We start from the raw sequence: 21043 nt of genomic DNA, 5'->3' as shown, positions 1-21043 counted from the left end.
CAGCCACATCCCCGCACCTTGCGTCGCGGCGTTCCGGTGACGACCGGGACGACGGCGGGCTCAGTCGCGGCGGCGGGTGAAGAGGCGGCGGAGGCCGAACCAGGCGATCAGGGCGGCGATGAAGGTGCCGGCGCCGAGGCCGAGGGTGCGGGTGTCGTCGTCGCCCGGGGGGCCGTGCTCGACGGGTTTGGGATAGTCGGGGCTCGGTGAGGCCGAGCCCTTCGGGGAGGGCGGCGCCGCCTCGCCGTGCAGCCGCACCGGCGCCACGCCGCTGCTCTCGCCCTCGGAGCCGTACATCAGCGTCTGCCCGTCGGGCGCGAAGGTCACCGACTCGCCCTGTCGTTGCAGTGGTACGGACACGGAGCCGATCTTCTCCGGCTTGCCGTGCTGCCACTTGTAGCCGAACGCGCTGAAGTAGCCGCGCAGCACGAGCCGGGAGCCGTCCGGCGAGAACGCGCCGTCGGTGGCCTCGAAGTCGAGCTTCGCGACCCGCGAGAAGGTGTTGACGCCGTTCGCGGTCAGCCGCTGGGGGCCCGCGTAGACGCCGCCCTTGCCGCTGTCGCTCTTGCTGGCGATATAGACGCGCCCGGTCTTGGGGTGCACCATCATCGACTCGGCGTTCCGCGGTCCGTCGGCGTAGCGGACGGTGTAGCGGGTGGGGGTCACGGCCACATCGCCGCGCAGCCGCTTCGGTTCGGGGAAGCGGTAGATCCACACCTCGGACCAGGAGCCGTCCAGATTGTCGCCGATGTCGCCGACGTAGACGTTGCCGTCCGGGCCGATGGAGATCGCCTCGATGTCTCTGGGCTTGATACCGGTCAGCGTCACCCGGCAGACGGTCTTGCCGGTGCGGCTGTCGACGGCATATACGTACGGGCCGTCGTCGGAGTCGTTGTGCGTCCAGTAGATGCCCTGGTGGGCGCGGCCGGCGGCCAGACCGCTCGACTCGGTGATCCGGGAGTCACGGATGGTGAACCCGTCGGGCCCTTCGGCGGCAAGGGCGGCGGGCCCGGCCGGCAGGGCCACCACCCCACCCACGATCGCCATCGCTCCGACAACCGTCCCGGCCCAACGCGTACGCACAGACATAGGCTCCAGTGTCCAGCATCACGGTGCAGCTCAGCGCGTGATCCCCGAGGATGTGCGGATGCGCGTTCTCTTCGTCGGCGACTCCATGACGATCGGGGCAGCCGGAGAGCACACCTGGCGCTACCGGATGTGGCAGCACCTGTCCCGTACCGTCCCCGACGGCGAGACCTGGGAGATCGCCGGCCCCCGCACCGCGCTGCACGAGGGCAGCCATGCCTACGCCGACCTGCGCTTCCCGGTCCACGCGCGGGGCCATCTCGCGGGCTGGGGTGCGGGGTGGCTGCACATGGCGCCGCTCATCAAGGAGACGGTGGCCACGTACCGGGCGGACACGCTGCTGGTCTCGCTCGGGCTGATAGACCTCGGTTTCTACACCGACGCCGAGCAGACGGTCGCGAACGTGGAGCTCTTCCTGGCGCAGGCACGCGCCGCCAACCCCACCGTGCGCGCGGTGCTGTTGCCCGTCATCCCCAACGTCCGCGCCGCCAACGACCCCGAGTTCGCCGCCGAGTGCGCGCGGTTCAACACCCTGCTGGCCAAGGCGGTCGCGGAGCTGTCCGAGCCGCGTTCGCCGTTGCTGCTGGCCTCGGTGCCGGCGGACTGGTCGCCGGAACGGGACACCTACGACGGCACCCATCCCTCGGCCGAGGGCGAGCACCGGATGGCCGCCGCCTTCGCCGAAGCACTGCACCAGGCGTGGGACGTGGGCGGTCCGTACCGCAGGGCACCCGCGCTTTAACTGCCGCATACGCCGGCGCCGGTACGGTCGCAGCGCTTCCCGCGCGGCCGGCCGCCGACGAAGCCCACAGGACGCAAGCCCCAGAAACACAAAGCCCAGAAGCACAAAGCGCAGGAACACAAAGCCCTTAGGACCCGTCAATTCCCGTTGGACTCATGCAAGTAGCGTCAGGTCCCGCCCAAGTGCCGCCCACCGCGGCAGAATCCAGCCAGGCGGCGTACCTTTCGCGTCGGAACCCCGTACGGCCTGCGGCTGAGTACGTCACCGGCGGCGCCGCTGAGCCAGACTGACGCCTTGTGTGCCGCGAACGCCTCGAGTGCGGCGGTTCAGTACCGCACCGCGGGACGCTCGCGGCATCCCCCGACTAATGCGCGTGTGCGCGCACTAAGTGCGGGGAACATTAATCGGAACCTGAGCCTCGACGCAACGTGGAACGATGACTGCCCCACGACAGCACGGATTCGACCAACCCGACGAATCCTCCCGACCGCACGGATCGACCCGGCCCGGCGGACGGACCGCACGTACCCGCGCCGCCGTGCTGAAAGCAACCTGGGAGGAGCTGGGCACCCAGGAGTTCTCCGCCCTCACCATCGACCGGATCGCCCAGCGCTCGGGGGTGCACGCCGCGACGATCCGGCGCCGCTGGCGCACGGTCGAGGGCGTCATCACCGACATGCTCAGCCAGCACAGCGGGACGATCCCGATCCCCGACGCCGGCAGTCTGCGCGCGGATCTGCACGCGGTGACGCAGTCCATCGCCGAGTTCTACGCCCTGGCACGCAACCGGCGCCTGGTCGAAGCCGTCGTCACCTCTGCGGCCCGGGAGCCGGGAGCGGCGGAGGTGCTGCGCGCCGTGTTCAAGAACCGGATAAAGCGGGTCGCCGTGCTGCTGGAGCGGGCCGTCGAGCGGGGCGAGATCCCCGCCGACACGGACGCGGAAGAAGTCATCGCGGCCATCGGCGCACCGTTCTACTACCGGCTGCTGATCACGCGCCGCCCCATCGACGCCGAACTCGCCCGCATCAGCGCCGAGTCGGCCTATCTCGGCGCTGTCGAGGGCATCTTCCGTACCAGAAGCGAATCCGACGAGGGGTCCCGGCGCGGGTAGCCGCAGCCCACGGGGCTTGCTTCGAGTGCACTCCAGCCGCCTAGCGTGGCGGCATGGAGTACACGCAGCTCGGACGCACAGGACTGAAGGTCAGCAGGCTCGTCCTCGGCACGATGAATTTCGGGCCACAGACGGACGAGGCGGACAGCCACGCAATCATGGACGCCGCGCTGGCGGCGGGCGTCAACTTCTTCGACACCGCCAACGCCTACGGCTGGAACCGTGACAAGGGCCGCACCGAGGAGATCATCGGCAGCTGGTTCGCCAAGGGCGAGGGGCGGCGCGACAAGACGGTCCTGGCCACCAAGGTCTACGCCGACATGTCGCCCGACGACGAGACGCCCTGGCCCAACCACGACAAGCTCTCCGCGCTCAACATCCGCCGCTCCGTGGAAGCCAGCCTGCGCCGCCTGGGCACCGACCGCATCGACCTGTACCAGTTCCACCACATCGACCGGGCCACGCCCTGGGACGAGATCTGGCAGGCGATGGACGTACTCGTCCAGCAGGGCAAGGTGCTCTACGTCGGCTCCAGCAACCACGCCGGCTGGCACATAGCCCAGGCCAACGAGACCGCAGCACGCCGCGGATCGCTGGGGCTGGTGAGCGAACAGTGCCTCTACAACCTCGCCGAACGGCGTGCCGAGATGGAGGTCGTCCCGGCCGCCGAGTCGTACGGGCTCGGGGTCATCCCCTGGTCCCCGCTGCACGGGGGGCTGCTGGGCGGCGCACTGCGCAAGGCCCGCGAGGGCGGCAGCAGCCGTACGGCCTCGGGGCGCGCGGCCACCGCGCTGGAGGACCCGGCGGTGCGCGCGCAGGTGGAGGCGTACGAGAACATCGTCGCGGAGCACGGCCTGGAACCCGGCGAGGTGGCCCTCGCCTGGCTGCTGTCCCGGCCGGGTGTCACGGGACCCATCGTCGGACCGCGGACAGCCGGCCAGCTCGACTCCGCGCTGCGCGCCGTCGAGCTGAAGCTCGGCGACGAACTGCTCGCCTCGCTGGACAAGGTCTTCCCCGGCCCCGGGCCTTCGCCCGAAGCCTTCGCCTGGTAGGCGGGCCGCCGGTTCAGCTGCCGCCCAGGGCCGAGGCCAGGACGACGACGAAGAAGAGCACTACCAGCACACCCGTCACAATGCGCATTCTGGTCTTAGCGTTCACGCCGTCAACGGTAGCCGGGGCCGGGAGCGGCTCCGTCACGGGCCCAGGGGCCAGCGCTCCAGCGGCTCGTAGCGGGGCTGCTCCCCGGGCACCGCACTCCGCGGCGGCACACTGCGGACCAGCAGCAGCTCCCCGGCGGCCCAGCTGGAGCCCTGAAAGGGCTCCAGCTGGGTGACGTACGGGCGCAGGTCCACACCGGCGCTGCCGCGGCCCCGGCCCCTGGCGCGGGCCAGCGTGAGGTGCGGGTGGAACGAGGGGTGCTCGTCGGGAGGGAGCAGCCCTGCGCGGCGGCCCGCCGCGGTGGTGACGGCCGCCAGTTTTTTGAGGGCCTCGCGGTCGGTGTCCTCCTTGTGGAGGCCCGCCCACAGGGTGCGGTCACCGAAGCGGCCCGCCCCTGCGAGGCGCACCGGGACGGGGCCCTCCGCGCGGGTCGCTGCGCGGGCCAGCCGCGATCGGAGGTCCGCCGCCTGGTCCTCGGTGACCTCGCCGTAGAAGCTCAGCGTGAAGTGCCAGCTCTCGGGCTGCGTCCACCGGAGCGCCTCCGCGCCGGGAAGACGTTTGAGGGGGCTGGTCGCCCGGTCCAGTTCCGCTACCGCGTGCTGTGGCGGCCACAGTGCTGCGAACAGTCTCATGGGAGCGCAGCCTGCCATGGGTGGGTACGCCGGCGTATGCGACTGCGGGTGCTCCCCCAAGCTCTTCGAGCAGGGAGGTACCCCCATGGCTTGTCGCGCAGTTCCCCGCGCCCCTGACGGGGCGCGTTCCCCGGATGCGGGGTACGCAAGATCCGCGGGCACAGCCTAGGCGGCGTCCGTCACCTCTGTGCGGCGGACGAAGCGGATCGGCGGCCGGCCCCGCCGGAGGCTCAGTACCGGGCGCAGCCCGGCGAGGCGGGCGAGCACGAGGGCGACGGCCACGGCCGCGACCGCGGAGATGAGCCCACCGGCGACAAATCCGATACGCGCGCCCCAGGTGTCGGTGATCCAGCCCATGATGGGGCCGCCGATCGGGGTGCCGCCGACGAAGACCATCATGAACAGGCTCATCACCCGGCCCCGCATCGCCGGGTCGGAGGCGAGCTGGACGCTGGAGTTGGCGGTGACGTTGAACGTCAGGCCCGCCAGCCCGATCGGCGCCATCAGCGCCGCGAACAGCCAGTACGAGGGCGAGAGTGCGGCGAAGATCTCCAGTACGCCGAAGACCAGCGCGGCGCCGACCATCAGCCGCATCCGCGACTGTCCGCGCCGGGCTGCCAGCAGCGCTCCGGCCACGGAGCCGGCGGCCATCAGGAAGTTGAGCGTGGCGTAGGTGCCGGCGCCTGCGTGGAAGACATCGCTGGTGAAGGCCGTCAGCCAGATGGGGAAGTTGAAGCCGAAGGTGCCGATGAAGCCGACCAGCACGATCGGCCACAGCAGCTCGGGGTGCCCACCCACGTAGCGCAGCCCCTCGCGCAGCTGGCCCTTGCCGCGCTCCACCCGCTTGCTGGTGTCCAGCTCGGAGGTGCGCATCAGCAGCAGGCCGATCAGGGGTGCACCGAAGGACAGTCCGTTGATCAGGAACGCCCAGCCGCCGCCCACCGCGGATATCAGTACGCCCGCGACGGCCGGACCGACCAGCCGGGCGCTCTGGAAGTTCGCGGAGTTGAGCGAGACGGCGTTGCGTATCTGCGCCGGACCGACCATCTCGGAGACGAAGGTCTGCCGGGTCGGGTTGTCCACCACGGTGGCCAGACCGAGCGCGAAGGCGAGCGCGTAGACGTGCGCGACCTGCACGTTTCCGCTCAGCGTGAGCGCTGCCAGCACCAGGCCGATGATGCCCATGGCCGACTGGGTGACGAAGAGCAGCCTGCGCTTGGAGCAGCGGTCGGCGATGACGCCGCCGTACAGCCCGAACAGCAGCATGGGAAGGAACTGGAGCGCCGTGGTGATGCCGACGGCGGTGGAGGAGCCGGTGAGGCTGTGCACCAGCCAGTCCTGGGCGATGCGCTGCATCCAGGTACCGGTGTTGGAGACGACCTGCCCCATCGCGAAGAGGCGGTAGTTGCGGATCTTCAGGGAGCTGAACATGGAGGGCTTGGCGGCGGCGCCGGACCCGGCGTCCTGGCCGGTCGGCCGCCGGCCGCGAGGGCCTTGGTCGTGCGGCCCTTGGTCGTGTGGCTTGTTGTCGTCGGCTATGGATGGTGCGGGTGCGGAGTCTGCTCCGTGGCCCGTACTCAAAGCGGCGTCGCCTCCTGTTCTTGGTCGTGCTCCTTACAGATGTGCCAGCTTCTCCAGCACCGGAGCGGCGGCGCGCAGCGTCGCCCACTCGTCCTCGTCCAGCTCCTGGACCAGCTCGGTCAGCCAGGCGTTCCGCTTCTCGCGGGCCGCGGCCAGCATGGATTCGGCCTGTTCGGTCTGGGTGACCACCTTCTGCCGGCGGTCCTCGGGGTGTGCGTCCAGCCGGACCAGCCCCTTGGCCTCCAGCATCGCGACGATGCGCGTCATCGACGGCGGCTGCACATGCTCCTTGCGGGCCAGCTCACTGGGGGTGGCGGAGCCGCAGCGGGCGAGGGTGCCGAGCACCGACATCTCCGTGGGGCTCAGCGACTCGTCGACGCGCTGGTGCTTCAGCCGCCGGGAGAGGCGCATCACCGCGGCACGGAGCGCGTTGACGGCTTCCTTGTCGAGCTCGGCGAGGTCCTGGTCACCTGCGCCGGGCTCACCGGCCTCACCGGCCTCGCCGACCGGCTCGAACGGGTCGAGCCCGCCGAGCGCACCCGGTGGGGGTCCGTCCGCGAACCGCGGAGCGGGAAGCTGTTCCGACATGATCCTTAGCCTAACTCATTACCCGGTCTAAAGACCACTGCGTTCACCTGGCAGTGGCTCACACGTACGAGTGAGTCAGCAGACGTTCGCCGGACAGCGGGCGGGGTGGGTTCGCGACCGTTGTCGTATGAACAGTCTGACTCCGCCGTGCGACAACGACCATCACGAGCAGCCCGAGTCGCAAGTGCTCAGCCTGCGGATAGAGGCCGCCCTCTTCGAGCGGCTGAACGGCCACGCCGCCAAACGCGGAATGAGCGTCCAGGACTATGTGGTCCGGACGCTCGTTCGCGACGACTTCGACGAGCGCTTCAAGGCGTCCGTCGAGCGGACCGAGCAGTTCTACGGCCGCTCGGCCACCCAGGGCACTACTTGACGCCGAGCAGCTGCTCGATCGGGTTCAGCAGGAAATAGACGAGGAAGCACAGCCCGACCACGTTCAGCAGCCAGGGGGTCTCCCGTGCCCGCCCGGCCGCGGCCCGCAGCACGATGAAGGCGATCACGCCCATGCCGATGCCGTTGGTGATGCTGTAGGTGAACGGCATCGAGACGATGGTGAGAAACGCCGGGACGGCGACGGTGGAATCGCCCCAGTCGATCTCCCGCACGTTCGACGCCATGATCAGGAACCCGACGACCAGCAGCGCTGGGGTTGCCGCCTGGGAGGGCACGACCTTCGCGAGGGGGGTGAAGACCAGCGCGAGCAGGAAGAGCCCGCCCGTCAGCACATTGGCCAGGCCGGTGCGCGCGCCCTCGCCGACACCGGCGGTGGACTCCACGAAGCAGGTGTTGGCCGAGCAGGAGCCGACCCCGCCGGCCGCCACCCCGACGCCGTCCAGGAACAGGATGCGGCCCATCCGCGGCAGCTGACCGTGCGCCTGGTCGTCGGCGAGCCCGCTCTCCTCGCCCACGCCGATGATGGTGCCCATCGCGTCGAAGAAGCCCGACAGCAGCACGGTGAAGACGAACAGACAGCCGGTCAGCCACCCCACCTCGCGGAAGCCGCCGAACAGACTGATGTCGCCGATCAGCCCGAAGTCCGGGCTGCCCACCACCGAGTCCGGCACCTCGGGCACCGACAGGCCCCAGGCGGCGTCGGGGATCTCGGCCACAGCGTTGATCACGATGGCGACGACGGCCGTGACCACGATGCCGATGAGGATGGCGCCCCGCGTCTTCCGCACCGTCAGCACGTACATCAGCACCAGCCCGAGCACGAACACCAGCACGGGCCAGCCCTGGAGCCGGCCGTCCACTCCGAGGCCGAGCGGGACGCTGGTGTGCGCCTTGTCCGGGTTGCGGGTGACGAAGCCCGAGTCGACCAGGCCGATCAGCGAGATGAACAGGCCGATGCCGATGGCGATGGCACGGCGCAGCCCGTTGGGGATGGCGTCCATCACCCGCTGCCGCAGACCCGAGGCGACCAGGATCATCAGCACGATCCCGGCGAGCACCACCATGCCCATGGCGTCGGGCCAGCTCATCCTGGGGGCGAGCTGGAGCGCGACGACGGCGTTGATGCCCAGGCCCGCGGCGAGCGCGATGGGCACATTGCCGATGACGCCCATCAGCAGAGTGGTGAGCCCGGCCATCAGCGCGGTGGCCGTCACCAGCTGACCGTTGTCGAGCTGGTGGTGGAACTTGTCCTCGCCCGCTCCGAGGATGATCGGGTTCAGCACGATGATGTAGGCCATCGCGAAGAACGTGGCCAGTCCGCCCCTGAGCTCCCGGTTCACGGTCGAGCCGCGCTCCGAGATCTGGAAAAAGCGGTCCAGTGCGGAACGGGAAGCGGGCGGGGCCCCCTGCGGGGCTCCCTCGGAATCGACCGGGCCGGCCGAAGCGGACATGCGTGACCTCGGATATGTGCGGGGGCGTACGTAGGGATACGTACGGATACGTGCGGGCTCAGACGGCGGTGGCTGAGCGACTGGATCAGCTTGGTGCATCGAACGAAACAAACCGGCCATATCCAGCGCGGTTCAGTATGAACAACCGAACGGGTTGATCGCCAACTCCGCCCACGGCTCAGCTGCGCCACCTCGCTAGGCTGGCGAGGGGAACAGGCCACGGAAAGGAAGCCACAGCGATGAGCCTCATGGACAGATGGACCAGCGGCGAGCGCGAGGCACCCGAGCCGCTGGAGGGCAACGTCGTCGCCACCGTCATCACCGGCACGCTGGTCTGGCTCGTCCTGCTCCTGGTCCAACTCCCCTTCTACGACTGGTTCGCCGACCACGGCCACACCTGGTGGCTGTGGACCTGCGCGGCGGGCGCGGCCCTGGGCTGCGTGGGCATCTGGTACGTGCGGGCACGGGAGAAAGCCATCAAGCGGGCCCAGCAGGACGACCAGGGCCTGCCCGCGGATCCCCCGTAGACCTCCCAAGCGCAGCAATGGCGGCGCCGTAACGTCGAAGCATGACAAACACGGGCGGAGGTCTCACCAGCGCCGAGGTGTCCGAACGGATCGCGCGTGGTGAGGTCAACGACGTCCCGCCGCGCAACAGCAGATCCGCCGTCGACATCATCCGCGCGAACGTCTTCACCCGGTTCAACGCGATCATCGGCGTGCTGTTCCTGATCATTCTCGTGGTCGGTCCGATCCAGGACGGCCTCTTCGGCTTTGTGATCATCGCCAACACCGGCATCGGCATCGTCCAGGAGCTGCGTGCCAAGCGGACCCTGGACAACCTGGCCGTCATCGGGGAGGCCCGCCCCCGGGTGCGCCGGGACGGCCGCAGCGTCGAGGTCCCCACCGACCGCATCGTCCTCGGCGACCTGGTGGAGCTGCGGCCCGGCGACAAGTGCGTGGTCGACGGCGAGGTCGCGGAGGCCGACAGCCTGGAGGTGGACGAGTCGCTGCTGACCGGCGAGGCCGAACCGGTCCTCAAACACCCCGGCGACCAGCTGATGTCCGGCAGCTTCGTGGTCGCAGGCAGCGGGGCCTTCACCGCGACCAAGGTGGGCCGTGAGGCGTATGCGGCCCGGCTCACCGAGGAGGCCAGCCGGTTCTCCCTCGTCCACTCCGAGCTGCGCGGCGGCATCAGCCGGCTGCTGAAGTACATCACCTGGATGATGCTCCCGGCCGCGGTCGGCCTGGTCCTCAGTCAGCTGGTGGTCGAGCACAACGACGTGCTCGAGGCAGTACGCCGGATGGTGGCGGGCATCGTGCCGATGGTGCCGGAGGGGCTGGTGCTGCTGACCTCGGTGGCCTTCGCCATCGGCGTCATCCGGCTGGGCCGCAAGCACTGCCTCGTCCAGGAGCTGCCCGCCATCGAGGGCCTGGCGCGGGTGAACGTCGTCTGCCTGGACAAGACCGGCACCCTGACGCAGGGCGGTATGGACGTCACCGAGGTACGGCCGCTGGACGGGGCCGACGAGGCGCGCGTCGCCCAGGTGCTGCGGGCCTTCGGCGCCGCCGAGCCGAACCCGAACGCCAGCCTCCAGGCCATCATCGAGGCGTATCCGCCGATGCCGGACGGCGCAGGCCGCTGGCGGCCCACCGACACGCTGCCCTTCTCCTCGGCCCGCAAATACAGCGGTGCCGCCTTCGCCGAGCCGGACGGCGAGGACAGCGCCTGGCTGCTGGGCGCGCCCGATGTGCTGCTCGCGGAGGGCGATCCGGTGCTCGCCGACGTGGACCGGCTGGACCGGGAGGGGCTGCGGGTGCTGCTGCTGGCCCGGGCGGCGGGCAGGCTCGACGGAGACGGCGAGGAGGGCGGCGCCGCGCACGGTGCACGGCCCACGGCGCTCGTCGTCCTCGAACAGCGGCTCCGCCCGGACGCCGCCGAGACGCTGGGCTACTTCGCCGAGCAGAACGTAGGGGCGAAGGTGATCTCCGGCGACAACGCGGTCTCCGTGGGAGCCGTAGCCGCCAAGCTGGAACTGCCGGGCGCCGAACGCCCCGTGGACGCCCGCGAACTGCCCGCGGCCGAGGAGGAGCGCGCCCGGCAGGTGGCCGAGGCCACGGTCTTCGGCCGCGTCACCCCGCAGCAGAAGCGGGAGATGGTGGGCGCACTCCAGTCGTCCGGGCACACCGTGGCGATGACCGGCGACGGCGTCAACGACGTACTCGCGCTCAAGGACGCCGACATCGGCGTGTGCATGGGGTCGGGCTCCGAGGCGACCAAGGCCGTCGCGCAGATCGTGCTGCTGGACAACAGCTTCGCGACGCTGCCGTCGGTGGTCGCCGAGGGCCGCCGGGTCATCGGCAACATCGAGCGGGTCGCCACCCTGTTCCTGACCAAGACCGTCTACTCGGTGCTGCTGGCGCTGCTGGTCGTCTGCTGGCAGGTGCCCTATCCCTTCCTGCCCCGCCATCTGACGCTGCTGTCCTCGCTCACCATCGGCGTCCCCGCCTTCTTCCTGGCGCTGGCGCCCAACCGGGAGCGGGCCAGGCCGCACTTCGTACGGCGCGTGCTGCACTACGCCCTGCCGTGCGGGCTCATCGCGGGCGCCGCCACCTTCGGTACGTATCTGCTGGCGCGGCACCACTACAGCGGGCCGGGTTCGCTGACCGCCGAGACCAGTGCGGCGACGCTGACCCTGTTCCTGATCGCGATGTGGGTGCTGGCCATCGTGGCGCGGCCCTACACCTGGTGGCGGGTGGGGCTGGTGCTGGCGATGGGGGCGGGGTTCCTGGCGGTGCTGGCCGCACCGCCGCTCCAGCACTTCTTCGCGCTGAAGCTGGCCGGCGCGGTGCTGCCCTGGACGGCGGTGGCGGTCGCGGGCGGGGCAGGCGCACTGCTGGAGATCGCGTGGCACCGGGCGGCCGGGAAGCTGCCCGCGTAGCTTCCCGGCCCCGCACCTCGCCCATGGGAGGGGCTTCCGGAGTCGCTTCCCCGAGTCGCTTCCGGAGTCGCTTACGGGAGCGCCTGCGGGATGCTTACGGCGCGCTGTCGGCCAGCTCGGTGCGGCCCTGGGCGCGGGCGCAGTGCGCACAGCAGTAGTAGTGGCCCTTCGACTCCATGCCGTGCCCCAGGATGCGGCAGCCGCAGTTCTCGCACACGGGCGCCATCTTGTGGGCCGCACATTCCAGGCAGTCGAAGACGTGCACCTGCCCCGCGGCGCGGACCTCGAAGGTGTGGGGGTAGTCGTTGTCGCAGACCTCGCAGACGGGCATGGACTCTCCTTGGATCGGATGCTGAGCCAGCACGGATCGGGTGCTGAGCGAGCACATCGTTACCCCGCGCGCCCCGGCCCGGACCCCGCCTCAGCCAGCCGGGCGCACCCGTTGGAGGGGCAGCTCCCGAGAATTCAACCCCCGCAATTCTTGAAATTATCTCCCGGACAATTGAACTGAACCATCGGAAAGAAAAGCCAAGTTGAAAATCTACGCGCGATGCGGCAAGAATTCGCGGCACCGATTCCACGATTCCCCCCCCGAGGAGAATTTAGATGTCCCGCTCCCGCACTGCGGTCCTTACCGCCGCAGCCCTCTCGGTCGCTCTCGCGGTCACCGGCTGCGGTTCGGACGACACCGGCGACGGGGGCGGCGACGCCTCGGCCGCCGACTCCGCTCCCGAGGCCAAGTTGGCGCACAAGGTGCCGATGGCCAAGGTGTCCGACCTGGCCCACGCCAAAGGGATGTGGCTGACCGACAAGAATTTCGCCAAGGCCGATCTGAAGAAGATCGTCGGCTATCCGGTCGAAGGCGGAAAGCCCACCTGGACGGTCCCCCTGACCGGCGAGACCTGCTGGACGTCCCCCGAGCCGACGAAGGACGGCTTGATAGCCGTCATCTATCAGGACAGCGAGGAACTCTGCAAGAACGTCGGCGTCGTCGATCTGAACCAGGGCAAGATGCTCTGGCACCGGCAGGCGATGGAGGACGGCTCCGCCGAGATGTTCGACGAGGTGGCCATCGGCAACGGCACCGTCGCGGCATCCGGCACCAATGTCAGCGCGGGCTGGACCATCGGCGGCAAGCCGCTGTGGGCCCCGTCGTCCGACGAACGCTGTCCGGCCGACGGGTACGCCGGAAGCGAGACCAAGCTCATTGCCGTCCGCGACTGTGGCACGACCAACCATCCCAAGCTCAAGGTGCAGACCATCAACCCCCGCACCCGGGCCGCCACCTCCACCCTCGCGCTGCCGGCGGGGTCGGAGAACGCAGTCGTGGTCTCCGCCGACCCGCTGGTGCTGGCTGTCGACGACGGCAAGGCGCAGGGCGGCTCCGGCGTCTCGAAGTTCCTGTCCGTGGACGACAGCGCAGCACGCGGCCGGGTGCTTGCCACCATGCCGGTCAAGGGCGGGAAGTACGGCAAGTACAACGTGGACTGCCCGGCCACCAATTCGACCGACTGCCAGAACGTCGCGGTCAGCAAGCAGGCCAACGCCCTGTACGTGGGTACGGACAAGCCGCTGAAGGCCGACTCCGAAGCGGACAACGACCTGGTGGCGCTCGACCTGCGGACGGGCAAGCAGAAGGGGCACGTCGAGGGCTCCGACGTCGGCGAGATGTGGCCGATCGGGCTCGACAAGAGCGGCAACGTGCTGGCATACAACCAGGCCGACACCCTCAACGAACAGGGCGGCGGGGTGTGGCAGATCGACCCCCGCAGCATGAAGAAGAAGCAGCTCATGCAGAACGCGGGCTCCGCCAGTGAGACGGAGGAAGCGTTCGAGATCGGCGACTCCCGTGAGCTGTACTCCGCGGGGCGGCTGTACCTGGGCCAGGACGATGTGAGCGAGCGCGCCACGAACGGGCCCAACCCGTTGGTCGCGATCTACAGCACGAAGGGCTGACGCTGTCATCGTCCGGTAAGCATCTGCCCCTGCCCGATGTTTGCGGTCTGCGGGTGCGTATGAATACAGCCCCGCGCCCCTTACGGGGCGTCGAACCAGCGCGCGGCGGCCAGTTCCGCGGCCCGCGCAGGGTCCTCCAGCAGCGCTGTGACCTCGAAGCGGCGCGGCCAGGCACCCGCCGACCAGGCGAGCGCCGATGCCAGGCCCTCCAGGGTGGCGGCGTGCAGGGTGCCGTCGGGGGTGCGGCGCCAGTCCAGGTCGACGCCGCCGATCCGCAGCTCCTCGTGCTCGCGGTAGTGGTCCGGGGCGCCCGGCAGCAGCTCCCGCACCACGGCGGGCACCGCACGCTCGGTGCCCGCCGACCCGGGCACCAGATGGGCGACCGCCTCGCTCGCGCGCCGTACCTCCAGCAGACCGGCCAGCTCGTCGGCGTACGGCGGAGCCACCGGCAGCAGCGCTCGGCCCGCCAGCAGGGGGAGGGCGTCGGGGGCGTCGGCGACCAGCGCCTCGGCCGCGTCCACCACGACCGTCGTCCCCTCCCGCACCGCGCGCAGCTCGTCGGGCAGCGTGACCTCGGCGGGGTCGAGCCCGGCCGTGGCCAATAGGGTGTGGAGGCCGTGCAGTTGGGCGGGGTCGACCGGGAGCTCCGGATCGGCCAGCCTGCTCAGCAGCTCGGCGGGACCGCCCGGCTCCGCGAGCAGTGCGGCAGCCGTCGTACGGACGCCGAGCGCGCGCAGCACCCGCTCGTCGGTGACCCCTCCAGGGTCGGCCTCCTCGTACAGGCCCCGCAGCAGCGGATCGCCCCCGGCAGCGCGCAGTCCCGCGGGACGGCGGCCGTCCAGCACCGGGTGGCCGCGCAGCCACCAGGCGGTGTAGGGGCGTACGTCGGTGACCGTGCCGTCGCCCAGCCGCACCCGTACCGGTGCGGTCAGCGCGTCCCGCAGCGGCGGGCGCGCCAGCATCGCCAGAGCCTCGGGCCAGTGCGCGTCGTCGACCAGGTCGAGATCGCGTACTGCCACCAGCTCCACCGCGACGGGCGGCACGGAGCCCGCGGCGTCGTCGGTGTGGCCGTCGACCTCCAGCTGGTCCAGTACGTCCTCGCACCACACGTCCACCGCGTCCAGCAGACCCGGGTCGTCGGGCTCGGGGTAGTCGCCGTCCCGGGGCTCGAAGCCGTCCGGGTCGAGCACCACGTCCTCGGCGCGGACCAGCGCGAAGTCCGCCTGCACGCCGACGGCCGTCAGCGGCTGCTCGCCCCAGCGTTCGGCCAGCTGCGGGTCGCACATGGCCAGTTCGCCCTCGCGCAGTACGCGCGCGAACGGGGAGCCGGGATGGACCAGTTCGGCGGCGGGCGTCGGCTCCCCGTCCTCGTCGGGCAGCGCCAGGGCGCCGAGCCACGGCTCGTCGCCGGGCGCGAGGTGCGCGTCCCGGACGAGGCCGAGGACGGTGTCGATCAGCTCGTCGGGGGCCGGAGCAGCACCGTCCACGCCGTCGTCCCATGCCTCCTCCGCCTCCAGCGACGCGGCGACCGCGGCGCGCACCTGAGGGGTCGTCAGCACAGCACGCGGGGTGGCAGGGGTGGCGCCCAGCCTCTCCAGCAGCGGATGTACGGCGTCCGGATGAGCGGCCTTCAGTCCGAGGCGGACAAGCTGCTCGGGCGCAGCGGCACCGTCCGGCAGCGGCAGCAGCACATGCCGCGGACCGACCGCGGTCCGCCCGTCGGCCAGCGGCACCGGCAGCCCGGTCAGCCGTTCGGGGTCGACGCCCGCGAGGGAGTCGTACAGCCGCCACCACCAGCCCGGCTCCCGCTCGACGCCGGTGAGCCGGTCGACGGCCTCGCCCAGCGGGACGCGGGGCACCTCCAGCACACGCAGCTCGGTGCGGCGCTCCAGCCCGGCGGGCAGCAGGCCCGGGAAGAGTTCGGCCAGCACATCGACGGTCGCGCCCCCCGCACCCTCCACGATCTCGGCGTCGCGCGGCCGGAGTGCGTACGGCTCCTCGTCAGCGCCCACTGCCTGGCTCCCGGTGGCCGCGCTCGCCAGGAACGGGACGTCGGGGAGCCGTTCCAGCACCAGGGCGCGCAGCTCGGCGTCGAGCTCGCCGGCCCCGAGCGGGCCGGGCACCAGATCGACGGTGCTGGTGGCCACCGGCCGCCAGTCCCGCAGCAGCGCGGCGTAGGCGTCGGCGGCGCGGGCCAGCAGAAAGCGGGCCAGCGGCCCCGGCGCCACATGGCGCCGGGTGGGCTCCAGCGGGAAGGAGGCCAGCAGCAGCGCGGGGAAGCCCAGCGGCTCGTCGGTGGGTGTCGGCGCATGCAGACACGCGGCGGTACGCGGCTTGGTGGGAGCGCCCTCGTCGTCCACCGGTACTGCCCACGTCACCGACCAGGTGGGACGGGACCGCTCCTCGACCGGCCGGTCGGCGAGCAGCTCCGGCTCGGCGATCCCGCCGTCGCCCGCCAGCCGCCACCGGGTGCTGCCCGTTGCGGAGTCCTCGATCCGCACATACGGGCCCTCCTCGTACCGGGTGAGGGTGCGGGCCGGGCCTTCGCCGGTGTCGATGACGACCTCGGTGAGGCCGGGCAGCGCGAGCAGCAGCGCGTCGTCCACGGCCGCCAGCAGCCGCCGCGTCAGCGATTCCGCCGCCTCGTCACGCAGCGGGAGCAGTACCGCGGTGTCGTAGCCGGGCGGCACGACGGACTCCTCGTACGGCGCCGGAAGCGGCAGCCGCAGCAGCGGTACCTGTCCCTCGCGCCGGTCGAGCTCTTGCGCGAGCTCGGGGTTGGCGGCGGCGGCCTGCCGGGTCAGCTCACGCGCCTCGGCCAGCGACCACCGCACACCGTCACCTCCTGAGGTGGTGACGGCGGGCTCGTCGGTGACGGCCAGCACCGCGGAGAAGCCGACACCGAACCGGCCCACGGCGCCCTGGTCGGCCTCGGCGCGCTTGGCCGAGGCCCGCAGCGTGGACAGCGACTCGACTCCCGCGGCGTCCAGCGGCTCCCCCGTGTTGGCGGCGGTCAGCGTGGAGCCGGCGAGGGTGAGCCGCAGCCGCCCCGCCACTCCCGCGCGGGCCGCGGCGTCCGAGGCGTTCTGGGCCAGCTCCACCACCAGCCGGTCGCGGTAGCCGCCCAGCGCCAGGTCCTGCTCGGCGTTGGCGTCCTCGCGGAAACGCGCGCTGGACGCCTTCCACGCATCCAGCACGCTCTGCCGCAATCGCTCGGTCCCGAACGTGTCCCTCACGGCGATGGCCTCCTTGCCCCTTGCATGCCGTCCTCCCCTTGGCCCCCGTTGCCACGGCGAGAGGGAAGGTTACGGCACGGCCGGACGGAGCCGTCCCGCGTCCCGCAGCCGACGTCAGTCGGACTCGAACGGATCCGCAACCGTTTCATCGATGACCGGCGGCGGAGGCTGCGGCGTACGCGGCATCACCGCGGCCTCCGAGTGGCCGCCGCAGCCGAAGGCGAGGGAGACGACGTGGCCGTCGGCGGGGCTGTACTCGTTGGCGCACACCCCGAACGCCTGCCGCAGCGAACCCGCGAGCGGCACCAGGAAGCCGCAGCTCACGCAGCTGGCCGGGGCCGCCTGGGCCATCGGTGTCTTGGGCCCGTGCGTCTCCTCCCAGCGGTCGGCGGCTGCATGCAGCCCGTACCGGGAGAGCACCCGGGGCCGACCCATGCCGAGCTCCTCGGCGACGGCGCCGATGGCGGCACGGGAGGGGCCCCGTGCCTCGGGCCGCTGCTCGGCGACGGCCGAGTCGGGCGGCGGCGCCTCCGCACCGGAGTAGCCCGGCTCCAGCCGCAGGTCGTCGGCGTCGGTCGGCAGCAGATCGCCGGGGCCCAGGTCGCCGGGGCGCAGCCGCTCGCTCCAGGGCACCCACTCGGGGGCCAGCAGCGCGTCGGGGCCCGGCACCAGTACGGACTCGTCGACGGTGACGTTCTTGGCGCGGGAGGCCCGCGCGACGGTCACCGCCCAGCGCCAGCCCCGGTACCCGGGCTCGTTCGCCTCGAAGAAGTGGGTGACCACACGGTCCGCGTGGGCGTCGGCGACGGCTTCGAGCCACGCGCCGACAGTGCCGGGCGCGGCCGCTTCCTCAGCCGCGGCACGGGCCAGCTCGACGGCCTCGGCACACAGTCTGTCGGGGGCGCGCCGACTCCGCGCGCCACGGCTCGTACTCCGCGTCGCGGCACTCATGCAGCACTCACAAGAATCGTCTCTCCTACGCCGTCGCGCCGTTGTCGGCGTGCGCTGCCCGTACGGCCACGAGTGGAGGGGCGGGGTCGGGGACGGAGCGGGACCGGGTGGCCGCTGCGACGTCCGCGCCCGCGCTCAAAGGCCATACGGTGCGCACCGTTCACCCACGCTACCCCACGGGGTCACCCGAGGAATCCGCAGCCAGCCGTCCTCGCCCGCCCGGACGCGGAGACGGGGACGCCGAGAGGGAACTGAACAGCGTGTTTCGGGGCACACTGACGGCGTGCCTGTCGACAAGCCCGGCAAACGCAGGACACGCGGCAAACCCAGTGGCATGGGACGCGCCGCGAGTGCGCTGCGCCGCCCGCCTGTCGCGCTGGGCCGCCGCATCCGCCGGGCCACGCATGCGGAGGGCGCGGGCGAGTCCGGGCTCGGCAAGCTGATCGAACTGCACGCCGTCAACTCGGCGGGTGACATGCTCATCACGGTGGCGCTCGCCTCCACCGTCTTCTTCTCCGTCCCCACCGGGGAGGCCCGCGGCCGGGTCGCGCTGTACCTGGCCGTGACGATGGCGCCGTTCGCGATCCTGGCGCCCGTGATCGGCCCGCTGCTGGACCGCATCCCGCACGGGCGGCGCGCCGCGATGGCCGCCGCGATGCTGGCCCGCGCGCTGCTCGCGCTGACCATGTCGGGCGCCGTGGCGACGGGCGGGCTGGAGCTGTACCCGGCGGCGCTGGGGGTGCTGGTCTCCTCCAAGGCGTACGGGGTGGTCCGCTCCGCCGTGGTGCCGCGCCTGCTGCCGCCGCGGATCTCGCTGGTCAAGGCCAACTCCCGGGTCACGCTCGCCGGGCTGCTGGCCACCGGTGCCGCCGCACCCGCCGGAGCGGGACTGCATCTGCTGGGTGAGGAGTGGCCGCTGTACGGCGCTTTCGCGGTCTTCCTCGTGGGGACGTTCCTCTCCTTCTCCCTCGACCACAAGGTCGACTCCGCCAAGGGCGAGCGCCCGGCGCGGCTGGCCCCCGTCCCGCAGGTGCTGCCCGTACCGGGGGCTGCGACGGAGCAGCGTGCCCAGCAGGCCGAGCAGCAGCCGGGCCCCCGCCCGGGGCTGCGTACCGTCGGCGTCTCCGTGCTCAGCGCACTGTTCGCGAACTCCGCGCTGCGCTGCCTATCCGGATTTCTCACCTTTTTCCTCGCCTTCCTGCTGCGCGAGCACCCTTTCCACGGGATGGGGGCCGCCGTCTCACTGGGCCTGGCCGGGGTGGCGGCGGGCGCCGGCAACGCGCTGGGCACCGCGATCGGCGCCTGGCTGCGGGCCCGCGGCCCGGAGGTGATCATCGTCTGCGTGCTGTTCTGCGCACTCGGCGCGACGCTCGCCGCCGCACTGCTGTACGGCACCGTCACGGTCACGGCCGTCGCCGCCACCGCCGGGATCGTGCAGGCCCTCGGCAAGCTGTCGCTGGACGCGCTCATCCAGCGCGACGTCCCCGAGGAGGTACGCACCTCCGCCTTCGCGCGGTCCGAGACGCTGATGCAGATGTCCTGGGTGGTCGGTGGTGCCCTCGCCATGGCGCTGCCGCTGATCGGCCGGCTGGGCATGGCGGTCGCCGCCGCCGTGGTGGCCGCGGGAGTGCTGACCGCTGTACGTGGACTCGTGGGCGCCGCCCGGCGCGGGACCCCTCACCCTCGCGCCGCGTAGCCGCTGCGCGGCGGGCTTGGCCGATGAGGGGGTGCCCCTGCCTGTCGTCCGCGGGCTGCGGACGCGTTGTGGCTGGCCGCGCAGTTCCCCGCGCCCCTTGATGGCTTGCCCGCGAAGCTTGGGCAGTCTGCTCCCCCAAGGCGCAGGGCCGGCAAGCGCAGCCCCCTCGCGGGGTACGCAAGAGGCGCCGGACACGCCGTAGGCACCCGCACCCCGGCGTCGCACAGCGGTGCGGGCCCGATAGCCTGCCCGCATGAGCAAGCTCGCGCGGCAGGGCCGCATGTCGTCACAGTCGCGGCGGGGCGTGCGCACCGCCACCGCCCTCGGTGCCGCCTCGCTCGGCCTCGTCGCCCTCTCGGCGTGCGAGCAGCCGTCCCCCGTGGTGACCGCGACGGTCGGTGGGGACTCGGTGTCCACCGAGGCCGCCTGCTACGACGACGGGAAGGCCGTCCCGCAGGACGAGGTGCGCAAGTGCCTCGGCAAGAAGGCCGACAAGACGATCTCCGTCGGTACGGGCGACAAGCTGCGGCTCGGCGTCGACCCGAAGACGGCCGAAGACGGCTGGCTCGTTCTCGTCGACGGCAGGCCCGCGCTCCCCGATCCAATGAAGAAGACCTACTACTCGTTCCCCGGCGAGGTCTTCTTCCAGGAGGAGTCGGCGCCCGGACAGCAGCCCTCGGCCCCGAAGAAGAGCGTCCAGCTGACCATCGTGCAGACCCACGGCGGTGACTTCAACGGCGTCTGGCACGTCAACCTGAAGAACACCGCAGGCGAGTAGCCCGCCACCCCCGCCCACCCGCCCTGGGAAGGGGCGGGCAGTGGCAGATCTCGCTCAGGGAGGAGGCGCTCCGGTGCTGTCGGCGTACAGGCGGGTGCTGGTGGTCGCTGCGGTCCCCGCAGAACGCGAGGCCGTCCTCGCCGCCACCGGCCACCGCGCCCCGCACCTCGAAGTGATCGCCGGCGGCGTGGGCCCGGCCGCCGCCGCGGCGGCGACCGCCACAGCACTGGTGACCGCCGCCCACGAGGGCAACCCCTACGACCTGGTGGTGGTCACCGGTATCGGCGGCGGCTTCGCAGTGAACGGCGTCGGCGCGGGCGACACCGTCGTCGCGGACCGGATCGTCGCCGCCGACCTGGGCGCCGAGACCCCGACCGGTTTCACCTCCGTCGCGGAGCTGGGCTTCGGCATCGCCGAGCATCTCCCGCCGCCCCGGCTCGTACGGGAAGCAGCCGAGGCGACCGGCGCCCGTACAGGCCCGGTGCTGAGCGTCTCCACGACCACCGGCTCCCAGGAGCGCGCCGAACAACTGCTGGCGCGCCATCCGGATGCGGTCGCAGAGGCGATGGAGGGCTTCGGCGTCGCGGAGGCCGCGGCGGCGCACGGCGCGGAGCTGCCGGTCCTGGAAGTGCGTACCGTCTCCAACGCCGTCGGCCCGAGGGACCGGACGGCCTGGCGCATCCCTCAAGCCCTGGCGGCTCTCACGACCGCCTTCGGCAAACTGGTGCCCTAGCACCACACAG

General features: G+C 71.6%; 18 protein-coding genes. 10 read left to right on the top strand and 8 right to left on the bottom strand.

What is annotated here, in order from left to right:
* Positions 1–60: 60 nt before the first annotated feature.
* Entirely contained in the window at positions 61–1089 is a 1029-nt protein-coding gene (locus ACTWP9_RS23490; protein ID WP_443248218.1) for a hypothetical protein, read from the bottom strand.
* A 58-nt stretch (positions 1090–1147) separates the two neighbouring features.
* Here ACTWP9_RS23490 and ACTWP9_RS23485 point away from each other — a divergent pair, with 58 nt between their 5' ends.
* The 3 genes from ACTWP9_RS23485 (at position 1148) to ACTWP9_RS23475 (ending at position 3991) form a co-directional block, all read left to right on the top strand.
* Positions 1148–1828 carry a GDSL-type esterase/lipase family protein gene (locus ACTWP9_RS23485; RefSeq protein WP_443248217.1) on the top strand — a complete coding sequence of 227 codons (681 nt, stop codon included), beginning with the start codon at positions 1148–1150 and terminating at the stop codon, positions 1826–1828.
* Between the two features lie 436 nt (positions 1829–2264).
* Positions 2265–2939, top strand: coding sequence for a TetR-like C-terminal domain-containing protein (locus tag ACTWP9_RS23480; protein WP_443248216.1), 675 nt, complete (start codon positions 2265–2267; stop codon positions 2937–2939).
* Between the two features lie 53 nt (positions 2940–2992).
* Complete coding sequence (locus ACTWP9_RS23475) at positions 2993–3991, top strand: aldo/keto reductase (RefSeq protein ID WP_443248215.1); 999 nt, start codon at positions 2993–2995, stop codon at positions 3989–3991.
* 141 nt (positions 3992–4132) lie between these two features.
* Here ACTWP9_RS23475 and thpR read toward each other — a convergent pair whose 3' ends face one another.
* The 3 genes from thpR to ACTWP9_RS23460 form a co-directional block, all read right to left on the bottom strand.
* Positions 4133–4729, bottom strand: a complete 597-nt coding sequence (gene thpR / locus ACTWP9_RS23470) for an RNA 2',3'-cyclic phosphodiesterase (protein WP_443248214.1) — start codon at positions 4727–4729, stop codon at positions 4133–4135.
* 165 nt (positions 4730–4894) lie between these two features.
* Positions 4895–6310 carry an MFS transporter gene (locus ACTWP9_RS23465; protein ID WP_443248213.1) on the bottom strand — a complete coding sequence of 472 codons (1416 nt, stop codon included), beginning with the start codon at positions 6308–6310 and terminating at the stop codon, positions 4895–4897.
* Between the two features lie 33 nt (positions 6311–6343).
* The gene (locus ACTWP9_RS23460) at positions 6344–6721 is read right to left on the bottom strand and encodes a MarR family winged helix-turn-helix transcriptional regulator (protein WP_229376035.1); all 378 of its coding nucleotides are present in this window, start codon (positions 6719–6721) and stop codon (positions 6344–6346) included.
* Between the two features lie 304 nt (positions 6722–7025).
* On the opposite strand from ACTWP9_RS23460, the gene ACTWP9_RS23455 reads away from it, so the two are divergent.
* Positions 7026–7271: a hypothetical protein gene (locus ACTWP9_RS23455; RefSeq protein ID WP_443248212.1), complete on the top strand. Its 246-nt coding sequence runs from the start codon at positions 7026–7028 to the stop codon at positions 7269–7271.
* Here the strand turns inward: ACTWP9_RS23455 and ACTWP9_RS23450 are convergent.
* Positions 7264–8742 carry an NCS2 family permease gene (locus tag ACTWP9_RS23450; protein WP_443248211.1) on the bottom strand — a complete coding sequence of 493 codons (1479 nt, stop codon included), beginning with the start codon at positions 8740–8742 and terminating at the stop codon, positions 7264–7266. The genes ACTWP9_RS23455 and ACTWP9_RS23450 overlap by 8 nt on opposite strands.
* 239 nt (positions 8743–8981) lie before the next feature.
* Here ACTWP9_RS23450 and ACTWP9_RS23445 point away from each other — a divergent pair, with 239 nt between their 5' ends.
* Positions 8982–9269 carry a DUF2530 domain-containing protein gene (locus ACTWP9_RS23445; protein ID WP_443248210.1) on the top strand — a complete coding sequence of 96 codons (288 nt, stop codon included), beginning with the start codon at positions 8982–8984 and terminating at the stop codon, positions 9267–9269.
* Between the two features lie 41 nt (positions 9270–9310).
* The gene (locus ACTWP9_RS23440; protein WP_443248209.1) at positions 9311–11683 is read left to right on the top strand and encodes an HAD-IC family P-type ATPase; all 2373 of its coding nucleotides are present in this window, start codon (positions 9311–9313) and stop codon (positions 11681–11683) included.
* 94 nt (positions 11684–11777) lie between these two features.
* On the opposite strand, the gene ACTWP9_RS23435 is transcribed toward ACTWP9_RS23440, so the two are convergent.
* The gene (locus tag ACTWP9_RS23435; protein ID WP_443248208.1) at positions 11778–12014 is read right to left on the bottom strand and encodes a hypothetical protein; all 237 of its coding nucleotides are present in this window, start codon (positions 12012–12014) and stop codon (positions 11778–11780) included.
* Positions 12015–12289: 275 nt separating this feature from the next.
* Between ACTWP9_RS23435 and ACTWP9_RS23430 the strand changes: the two genes are divergently transcribed.
* Entirely contained in the window at positions 12290–13639 is a 1350-nt protein-coding gene (locus ACTWP9_RS23430) for a hypothetical protein (protein WP_443248207.1), read from the top strand.
* A gap of 80 nt (positions 13640–13719) precedes the next feature.
* Here ACTWP9_RS23430 and ACTWP9_RS23425 read toward each other — a convergent pair whose 3' ends face one another.
* The gene (locus ACTWP9_RS23425) at positions 13720–16875 is read right to left on the bottom strand and encodes a sacsin N-terminal ATP-binding-like domain-containing protein (protein WP_443248206.1); all 3156 of its coding nucleotides are present in this window, start codon (positions 16873–16875) and stop codon (positions 13720–13722) included.
* A 114-nt stretch (positions 16876–16989) separates the two neighbouring features.
* Positions 16990–17826, bottom strand: a complete 837-nt coding sequence (locus ACTWP9_RS23420; RefSeq protein WP_443248205.1) for a DUF3027 domain-containing protein — start codon at positions 17824–17826, stop codon at positions 16990–16992.
* Between the two features lie 334 nt (positions 17827–18160).
* Between ACTWP9_RS23420 and ACTWP9_RS23415 the strand changes: the two genes are divergently transcribed.
* From ACTWP9_RS23415 to ACTWP9_RS23405, 3 genes are all read left to right on the top strand, one after another.
* On the top strand, positions 18161–19522 hold the full coding sequence (locus ACTWP9_RS23415) for an MFS transporter (protein WP_443248258.1): 1362 nt from the start codon (positions 18161–18163) through the stop codon (positions 19520–19522).
* Between the two features lie 253 nt (positions 19523–19775).
* Entirely contained in the window at positions 19776–20300 is a 525-nt protein-coding gene (locus ACTWP9_RS23410; protein ID WP_443248204.1) for a DUF2771 domain-containing protein, read from the top strand.
* Between the two features lie 40 nt (positions 20301–20340).
* Entirely contained in the window at positions 20341–21033 is a 693-nt protein-coding gene (locus tag ACTWP9_RS23405; RefSeq protein WP_443248203.1) for a futalosine hydrolase, read from the top strand.
* Positions 21034–21043: the final 10 nt, after the last annotated feature.

It is taken from the genome of Streptomyces sp. 3N207, assembly GCF_052246355.1.
In the GTDB taxonomy this organism is placed as follows: domain Bacteria; phylum Actinomycetota; class Actinomycetes; order Streptomycetales; family Streptomycetaceae; genus Streptomyces.
The sequence above is the reverse complement of the archived record's forward strand: the minus strand, read 5'-3'. Positions and strand labels throughout refer to the sequence as shown.